Below are 17,706 nucleotides of genomic sequence, written 5' to 3'. Positions count from 1 at the left end.
CTACCAGCCTGTTTATGATGAAGAGTTCATGCCCGTATAGACCAGAATCGCATCGCGGAGGAATACCGCCGTTCCAGGCTGCTTCTCATCGTAATGAGCGGTAAAGCGCTCATCGTCAACATACATCTGGGCGAGGCCTGCGTGAGCCTCTTTGCTGTAATCGTTCCAATAATAAGTGAGCCAGCGCTTGTGAAGATCAGCCGCCTTCTGGGCCAGCTCACTGGCAGGATCGCCTTGCTTAAACGCTTCGGCCAGCGTCTCGTACAGCTCATCAGCCAGACGCGTTACTTCCTCATGCTGTTCTTGCGTCATATTTTTCAGCTGGGCATTGGATTTATTTACAATCTCATCGCCATACTTCTCGCGAATTTCCTTACCGTATTTCTTCTCATTATCATCAATCAGCTTCTGCTTGAATCCTTCAAATTTCTCTTGGTCACTCATGGTTATTCTCCCTTCGGCGGAGGCGATCGTGTTCTCCACATTGGTAATCAGCAAATCCAATTGCCTTCTTTTGTCTAGGAGCTGGGCATGGTGTTCTTGGAGCGCCTTGGTCCGGTTGAAGGATGGTGAGGTCATAATCTCTTTGATATCGTCCAATTGAAGTCCGAGCTCCCGGTAAAACAAAATCTGCTGCAATTGATTGACCTCCTCCTGCCCATAGATCCGATATCCCGACGAGTTGATTCTGGCCGGCTTCAGAATACCAATTTCATCGTAATAACGGAGCGTCCGGGTACTTATTCCTGCCAGCCTTCCAAGCTTCTGCACCGTGTATTCCATGGTTTCTCACCTCCTGACAACATCAATGTACACCTTTACGTAACGTTAAGGTCAACACACTGTGAAAAAAAATTATAAACTTCTTAAATAAAAAAGAAACTGAATGTATTCTTAACAGAATATCATCCAGTCTCCCCAACGATCTACTTCAGTATGTTACTCCGCGTCTGCGTCCGCTTCCGTGTCTGCCGCAGGATCTGCTGCTTCATCAGCGTTCGTATGCTTCTCGTTCACCCACTGCTTCAACGGCTCGGTCATTTGATCCTTCAGCTTCTGAATCAATTGATCCTCCGTAATTCCCTTCGCGGCCGCGATCTCAGCTAGCGACTGTCCTTCCTTCATTTCTGCCTTCAATTCGTCCTCAGACAATCCAAGCAGAGCTGCAAGTTCCTCCGGATTACCGAATTTGCCGAAGCCTCGGCCGCCTTTGCCATGACCTTTTCCAAAACCGGCTTCGCTGCTCTCCACGATTTGAGTAAGGTGGTCGCTCAGCCCTTCTTTCCACGCGGCTGCTTCGGTTTCCGTAATGCTGCCTTCACTCAGGCGCTCATCGATCTTGGCGGTTTCCAGCTCGATCAGCTTCTGCACAAACACGGATTGGGTCATTCCTTTGCCTTCAGCAATTTCGACAAATGTGCTGCCCGCTTCAAGCGCCGTCCGAATCTCGGACTCCGTGAGCCCAAGGACCTCGGCCGTCTCCTTGACGATGTTGCCGCCGCGAGGACCGCCACCCTTACGTTCCATCCACTTTCCATCTCGGTTCTTTACTGCATCTGCAGCCGATTGATCTGTCCCCGTCTGACTATCCTGTGATACCGAGGCGGAAGCGTCTGTGCTCGTCGCGGCAAAAGCCTTGCTCTGAAGATACCCGGCTCCCCCCAGCACAATCGCTGCTGCCATACTGCTCACTAATACTTTTTTACTTATCGGATTCATGGTCATCTCTCCTTTTAGGTTCATGGTTTGTCTTACAATTTGAAGTATAGAGAGGGAATCTGAAAGTAAACTTAGGAGAACGTTATGCCAGGCTTAGGCTCAGCTGAAGGTTTGCTGAATGTGGCGGTATGCCAATGGGCTTCAGCACATCATAAAAAGCAACTATCGAAAAGACAACGTTGGGTAGGAGGCCAGCTTGCGAACCGTCAGCCACAAGGATAAGAGGAGAAGCAGCTCGAATACGTTCGTCGCAGCCGAACTTTCGATCGGAATCGGAATGGCGCTCCCGGCAGCCATCAGCACCGTACCGATAAACAACAGCGGCGTCTTTCTCCTTCGCCATACGATAACGCCTGCCATCAGCAGAGGGATCAGGATCAGAATGACCATGAGCGGCGGCCCCCCGGATTCGGTCGGAACATAACGAAGCGCTCCGTATTCCATGGAAGGCTGGAGCTTAAGCGGCAGCGTCTCCGTCATCACCTCAAGCGCGATTAGAGCTGCAGTGAGAAGCCAGGCTCCCCATGCGGCGGCCAGCTTGCTGGCCCAAGGGCTTCCTGCCTTGCGGATCAGATCGAACGACACGAGCACAAGCAGCGGCGTTGCCAACGCATGCACCCAGAAACGCGTAACGTTCAGCCCCTCCAGCAGATCTCCCTCCCCGATGTACTTCCCGATGCCGATCACGCCGTTATCCCAGACCAGTCCGGCCGTCACGACCAGCAGCAAACACTGAAGACCCGGCGAAGAATCACGCTTCAACAGCACACACCCATACAGAAGCAGCGCAGCATATACAACGGCCAAGCCCAAATACAGTAAAGAATCCATGGTCATATCTCCCTTCATCTTAACTCCTGACGACCGGATCTTGATTGATCCCTGTTGCAGCACGTAATGATAGGTTTTATACCCGTTAACCCGCCATCCTAACCCAACTGTATGTATATGAAGCAGGAGGGACTACCGATGTGGACATTTTTAATGGAGTCACAAAGAGAGAGCCTCTATCCAGTGCAAAAAAACCGCAGGAGACATCACTCTCCAGCGGTTTCTATCCGTAGATCCTTCGCGATTGCATATGCAGTCAGTCCATACTTTCATCTACCGATCAAGCGTCTTACTTCCCCTTCTCCTCTGCTTCCGAAATAGCCCGGTTGGCCAGATTCGTCAGCACGACATCGTCCATGGGCGGATTATGAAGACCCGCCCGGACATCCCTGTACATTCGTTCCAACGGAAGCTGCCGGGAGAGACTCAATCCTCCAACGATCCGCATCGCATGATCGACAATCCGGAGCGCTGCATTGGTCACAACATATTTGGCAAGACCCAGCTCAGGCTTAAGCGCACCGCGGTTCTCCACTTCCTTGTCCCAGCGGTCGGCGGTTTGATATAAATAACTACGGGCTGTAAGCAGGTCCACTTCGATTTCGGCGATATGTCTTTGGATATTCGGCAATTCGGCAATGGGGATCGTCAAGGAGTTCGGTTTATGATGACGGGCAAAATCGATGGCAAAATTACGCGCGGCATAAGCAATCCCCATATAACATGCCGGTATGTGAAGCAGAATGCCTTCGGTTGGCACGGGAAACTCAGGTTTCTCATAATCGAGTCCCCGAATCACTTCCGCATCCGGCACGAAGACGTCCTCCAGAATCATGTCATGGCTTCCCGTAGCGCGCATGCCCATCGTATTCCAGGTTTCCTCGACCTTGACCCCGGGTCCACTTCGAACGAGGAATGCACCGACCTTCTCGCTAAGCTCGATACCGGCCGTAACCACAAACTGCTTCAAGATCGGGCTTAACGTGCTGAAGGTTTTGCGTCCGGTAATGCGCCAGCCGCCCGACACTCGTCGTGCCGTGGTCTCCGGCCTTCCACCCCGGCTTGGACTTCCTGTCGCAGGCTCGCTCGCCAGTTCATTAATGAGCACGCCTTCAGCTACAACGTCCTTGCACAGCCTCTTGAATAAAGGCTCCGGCCAAGCCCCGGATAGGCGCAGCTGGAGTATTTGCCCGATATGCCAACCGACCGCCAGCGCCGTAGAGCCGTCGCCTCTGGCGAGTCGTTCCTGGGCAAGCACCATTTCGTATACAGAGGCTTCTTCGCCTCCATAGGATGCCGGGACGGTCAGCTTCAGATAACCCGACTCCTTCAGATCATCAAAATTTTCGAACGGAAACGAACCCTCCAAATCGTGCCGTGGAGCTCTTTCCGCGAATTTCGTCCCAAGCTTCTCGGACCGAGCTGCGATCATGGCTTCGCGTTCATTACGTATGAATGGATCTGTGGAACCGGATCGATTCAAGTTCGTCCCCTCCTTGCTAACCCTTGTATTCCGATGGATATATACTTAAAATTGTAGCAACCCTATTTGGGGGTGTCAATGAAGGAGATCACCGATCGCCGCTCCCCCTTTAATTCGGATATATCCAGTGTATGAATTTCGAATCCTCATGACTCTTCTGAAATCCCAGTTTAAGCAAAATATGCTGGGAAGCCGCATTTCCGGGTTCGCATCTAGCGATGATGGATTTGACGTCCGGCTGCCCCGAAACCCAATCCAATAGTTTCTGCGCCGCTTCATGACAGTAACCTTGCCGCTGATGGCTTGGATTGGTCGCAAAGCCGATTTCGATTCTGCCCTCCGGATCAGGATCTCCCAAGAATCCGATGCCGCCGACAATATCGCGCGTGGCCTTGTCTACCATAATCCATGAATCAAAACCCCGCGTACCCTTATTCTTGACCAACAACTCCCGGAAAAAAGGCAATGCCTCATAAAAGTCGGTGCCCGGCCATTCGCCGTTACTGTGGTATCCTAAATCCTCGAATGCCTTCGGATCCCGGCGCGATGCCGCGTCAATCAAATCCAAATCCAATGTTCTAAGCAGCAACCGTTTTGTTTCCAGTTCCATGATGTGTTCACCTGTCCTTCTTCAGATTTATTTTTATTAGAAAACATAAAAAGACGGAAAATGAACTTGAGTCTTTCTCCGCCTTTTGCATGAAGTCTATATGCTAATTGCATCCATAAGAAAAACATCAATCGACGCACTTCACAGATGACAGACCGCGTTTAGATGAGGTTTTTCTTGCGATTATCGAATGGTTCAGCTTCGCTGAAAACTTACAAATTCAATAATCCAATAAAAAAATCCGCGCTGCAAAAGCAACGCGGATTCAAGACGCAAATAGGATAGTCTACCCAAGGCTTCCTTGATCTCCGCAGTTCTTAACTCCTCCATATCCGGCCGAAGAATGCACCATGAACTAAACCTAGCCAATGGCGGCTATGTCAGGCGCTCTTCAGAACCTATAGGTTCAAACAAAGTTAAGAACAACAAATCTCTCCTTAAAGTAGGTTTTACATATTGTACCTATTATCAGATGAGCGCGTCAAGCTGTAAAACTGGTCATAAGTCTACATCGCGTTCTCCTTCAGAAATGAAGTGATGGCTTCATTCAATTCATCGGGATTATCCATATTCGTTGCATGGTGAGCGTTCCGGATGATTCTTAATCGCGAATCCGCCAATCTCTCCTGCATGTACGCCTGCTGCCTTCGGATCATTGTGTCGCTCTCTCCCTGTAGAAGCAAGGTTGGACAATCGATCTTATGCAGATCCTGCGTGCTGTCCATCCGGGTCACCGCATCCCATATCCGAACCCAGTTGGAATGCGGGATGGAACGAAAGGCTTTCTCTATATAATCTTGATTCCTCTTGTTGTACTTGGATAGCATTTTCGCTTGCCATTTTCCCGATAAGGACATCGGCATCAAGTAACTTGACCAGCGATTCAGCGGCACGAACATTCGCTCATACCAATTGAACGCATTCGTGAACGGCGTGCCGATCAGTACCAGGGCTGCAACCTTCTCAGGATAGCGAACGGCCGTCTGCAGCGAAATATGCCCGCCCAGGGACAGCCCGCAAAGAATCGCTTTTTCAATGTCCAGTCCGCTTAGCAGATCCGCCAAATCCCTGCTGAAATCCTCCGAATCCACCTTTCCGTCCGGCAAGGAAGAGGAACCATGTCCCCGGATATCCCATACCAAGGTCTGATACTGACGTGAGAAATAATCGACTTGCGGCCGCCATTGTTCATGATTCCATGAGGCACCATGCGTAAAAACAAGCGGCTTTCCTTCTCCCTTTACTTCATAGTACAGATCGACTTCCCTTCCTTTGAAAATCGGCATATAACCATCCTCCTTGCTATATTTAAAAAGATTGCGTACCGACATTCCGTAACGGAGCAAATATCACCTGAAAGCACTCATCAAACAGTTCCTCCAACGTTCGGTTTGACTCTTTAATCCAGATCATCATAGCCCCGATGATGGCAGCTTGCAGTACCCGGCTAACCATAGCCACGTCGCATTCTGCGATTTCTTTGTTCGTGATCGCCTGGCTCAGCATCTGCCGGGTAAACGCATCAATCAGCTGCAGTCGATACCGGGTTTTCTCCAACAAATCGGGGTCGTTCGTCCCTTCTAAATAGAAGGAAGTATGGTTCGCCAATTCAACAGGATCTTTCATATGGGAAACCGCATGCTTAAATACGGCCTTTAGTGCATCAAGTCTCGATTGATCGGATAGGTCAGCCTCCTGGAAGGCATGTCTGGTTAGTTCAATAACATAATCGCTATAGGCCAGAAACAAATTCTTCTTCGAACCGAATCGCTTCATTAAGGCTGCCGGTGAAATATTCACTTCATGTGTGATGTCGGTTAATGCTGCTTGTCCGTATCCTTTTTTGGACAGTGCCCGGTAGACACCGTAGAAGATAGCCTCATCTTGAAATTCACGAGGTCTTACCATGCGTAATCTCCTCTCCATAGTTAGTGAATGGTCATTTACTAACTATTGTTTCATAAACTTTCTCGAGTGTAAACCGTGAAATGCCTGGAGATGAACTCGCACATCAACATACGGCCTGCAGCCAAAAAAACTCAGTCCCCCTCCGCTGACCACTCTGGTGAGTAAATCAAGCTGTCTTTTTTAATAGAAAAACGCAACTTCTTTATACTCTTGGAGCGAATTAACCTCTATACTGACAGTAGAAGGAAACCATAATCTAGGAGGAGCTGAGCACATTGCGTACCAAATTCATTTACCAGGCACCTGCAAACGGTTATCCCGAATGGAATAATAATCCTAATATTTTCCAGCTGAACCGTCACAAAGCCCATGCATACATGATGACGTTCCCGTCGGAGTCTGAGGCGCTGAACCGTGCCCACTCCATGTCCCCCTGGTATCAGTCATTGAACGGGATGTGGAAGTTTGCGTTTGCCGAAACCCCTGACAAGCGCATCCAGAATTTCTATGAGATCGATTATGATTCCGGCAGCTGGGCCGACATGCCCGTCCCTTCCCATTGGCAGCTTCAAGGGTATGACTATCCTCAATATACAAATGTTAGATACCCCTGGTCCGAATCGGAGCCTGAATTGAAAGCCCCCTTCGCGCCAACGCGATACAATCCCGTAGGCTCCTACATCCGTGAATTTACGGTGCCGGACACTTGGAAGGAACAGCCCGTGTATATTAGCTTCCAAGGTGTTGAATCCGCTTTCTATGTATGGGTGAACGGCGAGATGGTCGGATACAGCGAAGATACGTTTACGCCGGCCGAGTTCGATATTACGCCCTATCTGATCGATGGCGAGAATAAATTGGCTGTAGAAGTGTATCGCTGGTGTGACGCCAGTTGGCTGGAGGATCAGGATTTCTGGAGGCTTAGCGGGATTTTCCGCGAGGTCTACCTCTATTCCGCCCCGGCCATCCATATCTCCGATTTCTTCGTGCGGCCGATTCTTGATGACGAATACCGGGATGCCGAGCTCGAGATCGATGCAACCGTTATGAATTACTTTAATGAAACCATCGATAAGGACAAGCTTCAGCTTGAGGCGCTTCTATACGACCAGGACCGTCAGCTGGTTCGGAAACAAACGCTCGCCATAGCGGATTACATTCTGGAGGAGAGTACCTTCACCCTGAGCATGAACGTCCCCGAACCAAGAAAATGGAGCTCGGAATCGCCTTATCTGTATACCGTCGTTTTGGCATTAAAGGATACGGACGGAGCATGCCTTGGAGCCGTAAGCTGCCGCACCGGCTTCCGCCGCTTCGAGCTGAAGGACGGATTGATGCGGATTAATGGTCAGCGCATTCTGTTCAAAGGCGTGAACCGGCATGAATTCTCCCCGGATACCGGACGGGCGCTTAGCCGCGAAGACATGATCACCGATATTGAGCTGATGAAGACGCATAACATTAATGCGGTACGGACCTCCCATTACCCGAATCAATCCGCATGGTATGATCTCTGCGATGAATATGGCTTATACGTGATCGATGAGACGAATCTGGAGACGCACGGAACATGGGAGTATGGGCAGCAGGAACTGAAAGAAACGGTCCCCGGCAGCAAGCTCGAGTGGCGCGACAATGTTTTGGATCGCTGCAATTCGATGTTTCAACGAGACAAGAACCACCCCTCCGTCATCATCTGGTCGCTTGGCAATGAATCCTTTGGAGGCGACAACTTCATTGCGATGCACGATTTCCTGAAGGAGGCCGATCCATCGCGGCTCGTTCACTATGAAGGGATCTTTCATTACAGGGCGTCCGAGGCGGCTAGCGATATGGAATCCACCATGTATGCAAAACCTCAGGAAGTGGAGAAGTATGCAACCAGCAACCCGAGCAAGCCTTACATCATTTGCGAATACAGTCACGCCATGGGCAATTCCTGCGGCGGTCTTCACCTGTATTGGGAGCTGTTTGAGAAGTATGACATTTTACAGGGAGCATTTATATGGGACTGGATTGACCAAGCGATCCGTACCCAAACGGCCGACGGTATCGAATATTTAGCGTATGGCGGGGATTTCAACGAAAAGCCGCATGACGGCAATTTCAGCGGAAACGGCCTGATCTTCGCGGACCGCAGCAAAACCCCCAAGCTGGACGAAGTGAAAAAATGCTACCAGAACGTCAAGTTCGAATGTTTGGACATTGCTGCTGGTCGGATTCGGGTCAGCAACCGTTTCTTATTCACCAATCTCGATCAGTATCTTGTGAGATGGAACATTCAGCTGAACGGAGAAGAAAGCCAATCCGGCACGCTCCAGCTCTCGCTCCAGCCCGGTGACCATACCGAAATCGAGATTCCGTATTCCCCTATAGAGGACGGTGGAAAGGAAGCGGTGCTCACCGTCTCCCTGGTTCGTAGGGAGAGCGCAAAGTGGGCACCCGCAGGACATGAAGAGGCTTGGGAACAGTTTGAGCTAACGCCCTATATAGCGAATAAATCGGAAACGGACGCTCTTTCAAACGCGAAGACTCTGGAAGTTACCGAATCGGATGAAGAGCTTCTCATCGCGGGTTCAGCCGTTTCGTTACGCTTCCACCTGGGCACCGGCGATCTGACATCTTACGCGCGATCCGGCAAGGAGTACCTGCTGGCACCGGCCAGACCAAATTTCTGGCGAGCCGTGACTGATAACGATCTGGGCAACCGGCTCCCTGAACGCTGCGGCGTGTGGAGAACGGCCCACGACCGGCGGAAACTGCTGTCCCTGCGCTGGCATACGGAAGGTCCTGCCGTCGTGGTCTCCAGTCACTACCAGATCGAGACGACTCCTATATCCGGACTGACCTTGGAGTATCGAATCTTCCCGGATGGAACCATCCGCGTGCAAGAAACCTTTGTCCCGGGCAGCGGTCTGCCTGACATTCCGGAAATCGGCATGCTGTTCTTGCTGGATGAAGGCCTCGATATACTCAGCTGGTACGGCCGGGGGCCACATGATAATTATTGGGACCGAAAGACGGGAGCCAAAATCGGTCGATACACGGGAAGAGTCGCCGATCAGTTCGTTCCTTATTTGAGACCTCAAGAATGCGGAAACAAAACGGATGTCCGCTTCGCGAGCCTCACCGAAAGTAGCAGCGGGGAAGGTCTGCGGTTCGAAAGCTCCTCCCTCATGGAGTTGTGCGCCCTGCCGTGGACGCCGGAGGAACTCGAGGGCAGCGACCATGCGTACAAGCTCCCGCCAAGCGATAAAACCGTCCTGCGCATAAACTACAAACAAATGGGCGTAGGCGGCGACGACAGCTGGGGAGCGCCAATCCATGAAGAATTCATGCTGCCTGCGAACCGTACGTACAGCTTCGGCTTTACGATGGGGGTAGCACGCTGAACCTAATCAATAAGAAAAAATACAAAAAAGAGCAGCTTCGTATTGAAGCTGCTCTTTTCATGATTCCGCAAGAACATGTCCTCTCACCACCGAACGGGTAGCAAAAGGCATTATCTCTTAGAACGTCCCCGATGCTATTCGCCATCGCTTAGGCCTGTGCACCCTGCAGCTCGCGGCGATCCGATTCGTCCCGGATGTCTCCCACGATTTCCTCCAGAATATCCTCCATCGTCACCAGACCAATCGCTTCGCCGGATTCGTTCGTGACGACGGCCATATGAACACGGATTTGCTGCATCTTAATCAGGACATCCTTAATCGAAGACGACTCCGGAAAACGCGGCATGTCATGAATAAAGTCATTCACGCTGCAGTTTCTCCCGGCCGCTATGCCCGTCAGCATCTCTTTCGTATGGATAAACCCGATGAAATCCTCCGCGGGTCCCGCTTCCGTCACCGGATAACGGGTGTAGTCGTAATCGCCGAGAACTTCCAGGATATTGGCAAGGGGCCACCCTCGTTCTACCGTGACGATGCGATCTCTCGGGACCATGATTTCCCGCAAAGTGCGCTCTTCAAAAGCAAATATATTGGTCAAATACCCCATCTCGGTCTGGTTAATTTCGCCGCTCTCGTAGCTCTGATCCACGATCCACTTCAATTCCTCTTCGGAATGGACCGTTTCATGCCCTGCCGGCTTTACACCGAATACTCGAAGCAGAAGACGCGAGGCTCCATTCAGTGCATAGATGAACGGATACATGATCTTCCCGAACCAATACAGGGGAGATGCCAGCAGCAGCGTCATTTTCTCAGCAAATTGGATCGCCAATGTCTTTGGTGCCAGTTCCCCGATGACGACGTGCAGGAATGTAATGATCCCAAGAGCAATGGCATAAGAAAGTACCGTTGCAGCGGCCGCCGGCACGTCGAATCGTTCAAACAGCGGATGGAGCATCCTTTCGACGGTCGGCTCGCCCAGCGCGCCCAGCACGAGGGCCGTAATCGTAATTCCAAGCTGGCAGGCGGACAAGTAGTAATCCAGCTCATGGGCTACCTTTCTGGCCGTAACCGCCCGTTTATTCCCTTCTGCGATCAATTGATCGATCCGGGACAGCCGCACCTTCAAGATGGCGAATTCGGCGCCAACGAAAAATGCAGTCAGTCCTATGAACACGGCAACCAAAAATAAGTTTAACGCGATTATTCCGTCCAATAATTTCCCTCTTGCGAGGGATTCACCTCCAAAAAAGTTATGGTCTGAATGTACAGGAGATCATGCCCGCCCTGGATCATCCGTGTCTGAGAATGACGTGTTTGATCTGAAAATTATCCGTTTCCGCTACGGCCCATATATGCTCGCCATGCTGAATCTCATCGCCGTCTTGAGCTGTTGTGCCTTTCTGGTACTGTATCCAGCCGCCGATCGTATCCATCTCCTCGTTATCCTCGAATACCAAGCCGAAGCGCTTCTCAAGCTCCTCCAAGAGAACCCGTCCGCTAATCAGGTATTCGCGTTCCCCAATCTTCCGGATATCCGCTACTTCATCTTCGTCGAATTCGTCGCGAATTTCTCCTACGATCTCTTCCAGCACATCCTCCAGGGTCAGAATCCCGGCCGTACCGCCGTATTCATCAATCACCAGAGCCATATGCATCTGCTCCTGCTGCATTTTTAACATGGCATCCTGGATCGGTGTATTTTCAAGCACGACCGGGAGGTCCCGAACGAATTCCTCCAGCCTGCGTTCTCGTCCGGCCACGATGTGGGGCAGCATCTTTTTCACGTTGACGACGCCAACCACCCGGTCCTTGCTCCCATCCTCGATGACAGGGTACCTCGTATAGTTGTGCTCATCCAGAATACGGACGATGTCCGGGTATTTCATTCCTTTATCCAGAGTGATCAGATCCGTTCTCGGTACCATAATGTCTTTGGCCACCCGCTCATCAAACGAAAACACGTTTTCCATGTAAGCCAGCTTGGTCCCATTGATCTCGCCGCCCTGAAAGCTCTGCGCCATGACGATGCGCAGTTCCTCTTCCGAATAAGCCTGCTCATGCGGCGCAGGTTTCACGCCGAACGAACGAAGCAGCACGCGCGAGGCCCCATTCAACGCCCAAATGAACGGATACATCAACTTTCCGAACCAATACAGCGGGGCTGCAAGGAGCAGCGTCGTCTTTTCCGAGAATTGAATAGCCAAGGTCTTGGGCGCCATCTCCCCCACCACGACATGCAAAAATGTAACGAGAATGAACGCAATGGCGTAAGAGGCAATCGAGGCCGTTGAAGCCGATACGTCAAACCAATCGAATACGGGGTACATGAAACGTTCAACAGCCGGCTTGCCGATGGCCCCAAGCCCCAGCGCCGTCACCGTAATGCCGAGCTGGCAGGCCGAGAGATAGTAATCGAGATCGCCGGCTACCTTTTTGGCAACAACCGCCTTCTTGTTTCCTTCCACAATCAATTGATCGATCCGCGACATGCGGATTTTAACAACGGCGAACTCGGACGCCACGAAAAAAGCGGTCAACGCAATCAGTATGGCAAGAATGATTAAATTAGTGATGGTAATTATGTCCAATAATTTCCCTCTTCAGAGGGATTCACCTCCAGATTGAATTAAATGCCCTATGTTTGGGCATCAGAACAGGTCATCTCTATATACGATATTTCCATAAAAAAAGAGGTAGTTCGCAGATGAGAGTATTACAGCCTAATTCCGCATTTGGATCCATTTGCAATAACGCCTTCCCAATGAACTCCCTCCTCTCCTGGAATCTATTTTTCATATTTATGAAAAAAGTATATCATAACGGATGCCAAACCATCCAGTTGCACGTTATGGTTTGGGAGCGGATTTCAATACGAATTCACATAATTCTCACTTGTTTGATGAGGTATATTCTTTTTATATGTTAAATCTGTCCTGTTATGTATTAAAATGCTCACAATATCGGTGCTTATCCAAACAAACCAAAAGGTCGCCGTCTTGAAGGATATGCGCATGCGGATTTAACATACTATAAAAAAACGCAGGATCATGGCTGGACCCTGCGGTTTTCTTATCGTACCTCGTAATCAATGGAGATCAACGGTTTTGTTAATATCCGAGTCGCCCTCCGGCTCTTGGCCCACCATTTTCTTGAAGAAGGCTTTTACCGTTTTGGTTTTGTTTCCGGTTTCCCAATACTCTGCGGTGTCCGTATCCACCTTGATCAGAATAATGTTAGGATCGTCGTAGGACGTCTGCAGAAACTTCTCATATGCCGCGTTCCAGAGCGCCTTTTTCCGTTCTAGGTCGTCCACGGCTTGGGCCGTTCCCCGAATCGATACATAGGATTTGCCGACATAAGCGATATTGACGTTGGGATTAGCCATAATTTCTTGATATTTGCTGGTGTCCCTTTTCGTCAAAAACCACAAATCGCCGTCGAATTCGATATCCTGCGTTTGCATCGGTCTGGAGTTAATCCCGCCCTCCGATATCGTGGAGAACATCGCCGTTTCAATATCCTTGATAATATCCTTCACGGTCTCGACCGCTTCCCGGTTCACTACGGTTCCGTTTGACATCTCAATCACCCCATCCTTGTATTTAATCTCTAATTACACTTCCCATAAATAAGTTAAACGATGAATCCTTTATAACTCCGTTTTCCTTTGCTGAGTCATCCATTATGATTAGACAAAGTTTTAACCGTCGCTTGCACCAAAAAAAGCCGGAAGCTGCCAGCGCAGCCCGACTTTTTTGCGGATCGATTCATTTAGAAGCTTGCTTCATTCCTTTGTACCTTGCGCCAAACTATGAGCGCGCTTTGAATTCAAGCGCGTAAACAGATGAAGGTCGTAACAGGTGCCCCCGCTGCCATGCCTCTGCAGGCACTTTACTTTCCTGGCACACGATATAATCCGGCTGGAACACGGAGTTCACATCATCGTAAGAATTGCCGGTGATTTCATAAAGGGTCGTTTCCCCGGAAGCCTCGAAGGCCTGCAAATCCAGTACGGCTGTTACCTCCTCCAGGCTGCGGTTAACGATAAATACGGTGACTTGGCTGCCGTCGTCATTCGTCCCGGCTACAATGTCCAGTTCCGGAAGCGCATCAAGCTCCATAGGCGTCTCCTTGTTTGATGCCACGGAGAAAGTGCCGCATTCCGCTTGGACGGGGAGAAGACGACGGACGTCGCGATTCGCGTAAAGCTTTAACACTTCATAGGTCGGCGTCCCGTATATCGTGAGCGGAAGCCCGCTCCATCCGGGCTCCTTGCCGCAATACTGATCCGCGTAGTAGTCCCCGACCCGTATGCATCCTCCGAGCCAGCCATTCACAAGATCGGAGAAACTGCCGATATGCACCATGTCGCTGCAGCGAATCATTTCGTTCAGGTTGGCGGCATTGGCCACCGCGGCACCTAATGTATGCTCGTTCGGCAGCCCTTTTCGCACCGTATTCGGATAGTACATCGTGTTGTATTCGGTGATCGCCAGCTTCACGTGACTATGCTTCGACTGGGATCGGATCAACTCCGTTGTCTTCCGGATATGGTGCCGGGTCCACTCGGGATAAGAGGCAATCGCTTTATAACGTTCCTCTGCCGGCGTATCCCGGTTCATGCCGAAGGGGCCGTAGCCGTGATATATATGCAGCGTCAAGTAGTCCATATACTCGCCTGCCAGATCCAGCACGGCCTTGTTCCATTCCTGCTCGTAATGCCCGCAGGCCAGCAGCACGATGGAAGCGTCCGCCTCCTTCATGGCCTTGGCAAACGATATGGTCCGCTTCGCAAACTGTTCTGCCGTACAAGTGCCGACCTGCCATTGGCCCCATACCTCATTGCCGATCTCCCAATACTTGACGTTGTATGGCTCAGGGAAACCGTTTCGGGCACGTAAAGCGCCCATGGGTGTATCCACGCTCCCATTGCAGTATTCGATCCACTGCGCAGCTTCTTCAGGGGTACCCGATCCATCGTTCACGCAAATCAGGGGCTCCACCTGCAGCTCGCGGCAAAAGCGGATGAATTCGTCCGTGCCGAAATATTTGCTGGTCCATCCTCCCCAGGCTTCGTTGTACATGACCGGTCTCTCCAGAACCGGACCGATGCCATGCTCCCAGTGGTAAGCGCTGATGTAATTGCCCGCGAGCCTCATCATGCCCGCATTCAGCCCTCTCGTCATCTCGATCACTTCACGCTTCACCATCGCGATGCTATCGATCGGCAGCAGGGACGCGTGATCGATCCAGAGCATGCCGGTGGAAACGTGATCGATCCACCTTGGATGCTCGGCCGGAACATACACCCGGATCTCGGCATCACTGCAAGCGCGTGTGATCGACAGCTCACCCACGTATTCATGCCAGTTGTGGCTGCCGAGCTCCACGCGAAGCTGTCCAAGCGTTTCTTCCGTACGCCGGTCCACGGCTTCGACCATCGCGTATTGAAGCTCGATGGAAGCGCGGGCAACAAGCCGGACCGTATACTTCATCGGACCCTTTAATGCCGCTTTCTGCGCAATGCCGGCATAGGCTTCGTCATCGCTCAGGATCCGGATGCGCTGGGCGCGTCCCGAATGCCGGGGCGCCGGGGCTTCCATGGCGTACCCGGTGTTGCGCCCGTTGGTATAGGCGCGCCAGCTTCCCGACACCGGCGTCTTAGTCTCCGCCTCGCTTTCAAAATCCATGTCTCTCAGTGGAAACGCAAGCATCGCCTCCATATGATCCCGAATATCCTCCACAAAATGACCGAACAGGTAAGGATTGATTGTATGCTCGCTCTTGCGGCTGCAATCAATGGTAATCGCTGCGTTCTTATTCAACATATAACCTCCCCAAGCAATTTTAGGCTGGCCCGTGCGATCGGTATCAGAAATTAACCTTTAATCGAGCCAATCATGACGCCTTTAACGAAATGCCGCTGCACGAACGGATACATCAGCAGTACAGGTAAACTGGAGACGATAATGACCGCGTATTTGATGCTTTCGGCAAGCAGGATGCTTTCTTCCAGTCCCACGCTGCCGTCCACGGCATCTGATTGGCTAATCAGCAAAATTTCGCGCAGCACCAGCTGAAGCGGATGCAAATTCTCGTTACGAATATAGATGAGCGCATTAAAGAATGAATTCCAGTGGCCGACCGCATAAAACAACACCATCACCGCCAGGATCGGCTTGGATAGAGGGAGAATGATACTGAAAAGCAGCCTCCAGTTGGAACAGCCGTCGATATGGGCGGCCTCCTGCAGCTCCCAGGGAATGCTCGATTGGAAATAGGTCCTCATCACGATCAGATTGTAAGTGGCAATCGCGCCGGGAACAATCAGCGCCCACATCGAATCGACCATTCCCAAATCCTTGACCAGCAGATATGTTGGAATCAACCCTCCACTGAAGAACATCGTCAGCGTGATAAACACCATGATCGCATTTCGCCCCGGAAGGTCAGGCCTTGATAGCGGGTAGGCCGCCAAAATCGTCATGATGATATTGATCACTGTGCCGACGACCGTATAGATAATCGTGTTGCGATATCCCGTCCAAATCTTTTCGTTTTGCAAAATATTGGTGTAGGCATCCAGCGTTACGCCTTTCGGCAGCAGCCATACTTCGCCGTTCAATACCCTGGTCGGATCACTGAACGAAGCGCTGACAATAAAGATCAACGGGTACAGCACAATGACGATAATGATCGCGGCGATCACGTAGATGATGACATCGAATACCCGTTCATTCGCGGCCTCTTTTACTGTCGACGGCTTGGACATGGCGCGTCCCCCCTTTACCATAAGCTTGTCTCTGACGTCTTGCGCGCAATCCGGTTTACGAACAGCAGCAGGAACAGATTGATGACCAAATTAAACAGTCCGATCGCTGCCGTGTAACTGTATTCTCCCTTTAAAATGCCTGTCGTGTAGACAAACGTGGAGATGACGTCGCTTGATTCCAGATTCAGGTTGTTCTGCATCAACAATATTTTTTCAAAGCCAATGTTCATGAAATGACCGATATCCAAAATGAGCAAAATGATAACTACAGGCGCGATTCCTGGCAAAGAGATGTGCCAGATGCGCCGGAGCCTCGATGCTCCGTCCATCTTGGCCGCCTCGTAGAGCTGCGGGTTCACCCCGCTCAGCGCCGCAATATAGATAATGGATTGCCACCCCATGTTCTGCCAGATGTTAGAGCCGATAAAGATGGTCTTGAACCAGCCGGCTTCCTCAAGAAAACGGATCGGCGTACCGCCGACGGCCTCGATTAACAGATTGATCGGACCGCTATTGGGCGAAAGGAACACGTTTAGAATGCCAACGATCACGACCACCGAAATAAAATGCGGTATGTACGTAATGTTCTGCAGCCATTTGCTGAAGGTCTTGCTGCGTATTTCATTGATGATCAACGCCAGCAGGATCGGAATCGGGAAGGCAATCAACAAGGAAAACAAATTGATGGACAGCGTATTCCACAGCAGCCGCCAGAAATAATACGAATCAAAGAAGCGTTCGAAATGCCCGAAGCCCTCCCAGCTGCTGCCGAGGATACCTTTTGCCGGATTGAAATTTTTAAACGCGATTTGCAGCCCGTATAGCGGACCATAGTGAAAGACCAGATACCAGACGACCGGCAGAAGCAGCGTGAGATACAGGTCATATCGCTTGGCCATTTGCCTTAATAGGCGGGAACCCCGCCTCGAATCGCTTCGAGGCAGAGCCATCGATGAATCGGCTTTGACACGCTTCATGGGCATCCTCT

At 51.0% G+C, this 17,706-nt stretch carries 14 protein-coding genes; 1 reads left to right on the top strand and 13 read right to left on the bottom strand.

Features of this window, described 5'->3' with window-relative positions; all coding sequences use genetic code 11:
- Positions 1 to 12 precede the first annotated feature (12 nt).
- From AC0VZ8_RS03945 to AC0VZ8_RS03915, 7 genes are all read right to left on the bottom strand, one after another.
- Entirely contained in the window at positions 13 to 783 is a 771-nt protein-coding gene (locus AC0VZ8_RS03945) for a MerR family transcriptional regulator (RefSeq protein WP_071221938.1), read from the bottom strand.
- Positions 784 to 939: 156 nt separating this feature from the next.
- The gene (locus AC0VZ8_RS03940) at positions 940 to 1,719 is read right to left on the bottom strand and encodes a hypothetical protein (protein ID WP_475486096.1); all 780 of its coding nucleotides are present in this window, start codon (positions 1,717 to 1,719) and stop codon (positions 940 to 942) included.
- 162 nt (positions 1,720 to 1,881) lie between these two features.
- Positions 1,882 to 2,550 carry a hypothetical protein gene (locus AC0VZ8_RS03935; RefSeq protein ID WP_475486095.1) on the bottom strand — a complete coding sequence of 223 codons (669 nt, stop codon included), beginning with the start codon at positions 2,548 to 2,550 and terminating at the stop codon, positions 1,882 to 1,884.
- A gap of 289 nt (positions 2,551 to 2,839) precedes the next feature.
- Entirely contained in the window at positions 2,840 to 4,033 is a 1,194-nt protein-coding gene (locus AC0VZ8_RS03930; protein ID WP_475486094.1) for an acyl-CoA dehydrogenase family protein, read from the bottom strand.
- 109 nt (positions 4,034 to 4,142) lie between these two features.
- Positions 4,143 to 4,646, bottom strand: coding sequence for a GNAT family N-acetyltransferase (locus AC0VZ8_RS03925; RefSeq protein WP_475487635.1), 504 nt, complete (start codon positions 4,644 to 4,646; stop codon positions 4,143 to 4,145).
- A 503-nt stretch (positions 4,647 to 5,149) separates the two neighbouring features.
- Entirely contained in the window at positions 5,150 to 5,929 is a 780-nt protein-coding gene (locus AC0VZ8_RS03920) for an alpha/beta fold hydrolase (protein WP_475486093.1), read from the bottom strand.
- A gap of 22 nt (positions 5,930 to 5,951) precedes the next feature.
- On the bottom strand, positions 5,952 to 6,551 hold the full coding sequence (locus tag AC0VZ8_RS03915; protein ID WP_475486092.1) for a TetR/AcrR family transcriptional regulator: 600 nt from the start codon (positions 6,549 to 6,551) through the stop codon (positions 5,952 to 5,954).
- A 275-nt stretch (positions 6,552 to 6,826) separates the two neighbouring features.
- Between AC0VZ8_RS03915 and lacZ the strand changes: the two genes are divergently transcribed.
- The gene (gene lacZ / locus AC0VZ8_RS03910; protein ID WP_475486091.1) at positions 6,827 to 9,943 is read left to right on the top strand and encodes a beta-galactosidase, LacZ type; all 3,117 of its coding nucleotides are present in this window, start codon (positions 6,827 to 6,829) and stop codon (positions 9,941 to 9,943) included.
- Positions 9,944 to 10,091: 148 nt separating this feature from the next.
- Here the strand turns inward: lacZ and AC0VZ8_RS03905 are convergent, their stop codons facing one another.
- The 6 genes from AC0VZ8_RS03905 to AC0VZ8_RS03880 all read right to left on the bottom strand — a co-directional run bounded on the left by AC0VZ8_RS03905 (position 10,092) and on the right by AC0VZ8_RS03880 (position 17,695).
- Positions 10,092 to 11,159 (bottom strand): hemolysin family protein, encoded by a 1,068-nt coding sequence (locus tag AC0VZ8_RS03905; protein WP_475486090.1) that lies wholly within the window; start codon positions 11,157 to 11,159, stop codon positions 10,092 to 10,094.
- 76 nt (positions 11,160 to 11,235) lie between these two features.
- The gene (locus AC0VZ8_RS03900) at positions 11,236 to 12,534 is read right to left on the bottom strand and encodes a hemolysin family protein (RefSeq protein WP_260068424.1); all 1,299 of its coding nucleotides are present in this window, start codon (positions 12,532 to 12,534) and stop codon (positions 11,236 to 11,238) included.
- Positions 12,535 to 13,031: 497 nt separating this feature from the next.
- Complete coding sequence (locus tag AC0VZ8_RS03895) at positions 13,032 to 13,526, bottom strand: pyridoxamine 5'-phosphate oxidase family protein (RefSeq protein WP_339224308.1); 495 nt, start codon at positions 13,524 to 13,526, stop codon at positions 13,032 to 13,034.
- A 229-nt stretch (positions 13,527 to 13,755) separates the two neighbouring features.
- Positions 13,756 to 15,771: an alpha-L-arabinofuranosidase C-terminal domain-containing protein gene (locus AC0VZ8_RS03890; protein WP_475487634.1), complete on the bottom strand. Its 2,016-nt coding sequence runs from the start codon at positions 15,769 to 15,771 to the stop codon at positions 13,756 to 13,758.
- A 53-nt stretch (positions 15,772 to 15,824) separates the two neighbouring features.
- Positions 15,825 to 16,718, bottom strand: coding sequence for a carbohydrate ABC transporter permease (locus tag AC0VZ8_RS03885; protein ID WP_071221947.1), 894 nt, complete (start codon positions 16,716 to 16,718; stop codon positions 15,825 to 15,827).
- A 14-nt stretch (positions 16,719 to 16,732) separates the two neighbouring features.
- Entirely contained in the window at positions 16,733 to 17,695 is a 963-nt protein-coding gene (locus AC0VZ8_RS03880; protein WP_475486089.1) for an ABC transporter permease, read from the bottom strand.
- Positions 17,696 to 17,706 lie beyond the last annotated feature (11 nt).

Source organism: Paenibacillus sp. QJM3NY_38 (genome assembly GCF_056173265.1).
The sequence above is the reverse complement of the archived record's forward strand: the minus strand, read 5'-3'. Positions and strand labels throughout refer to the sequence as shown.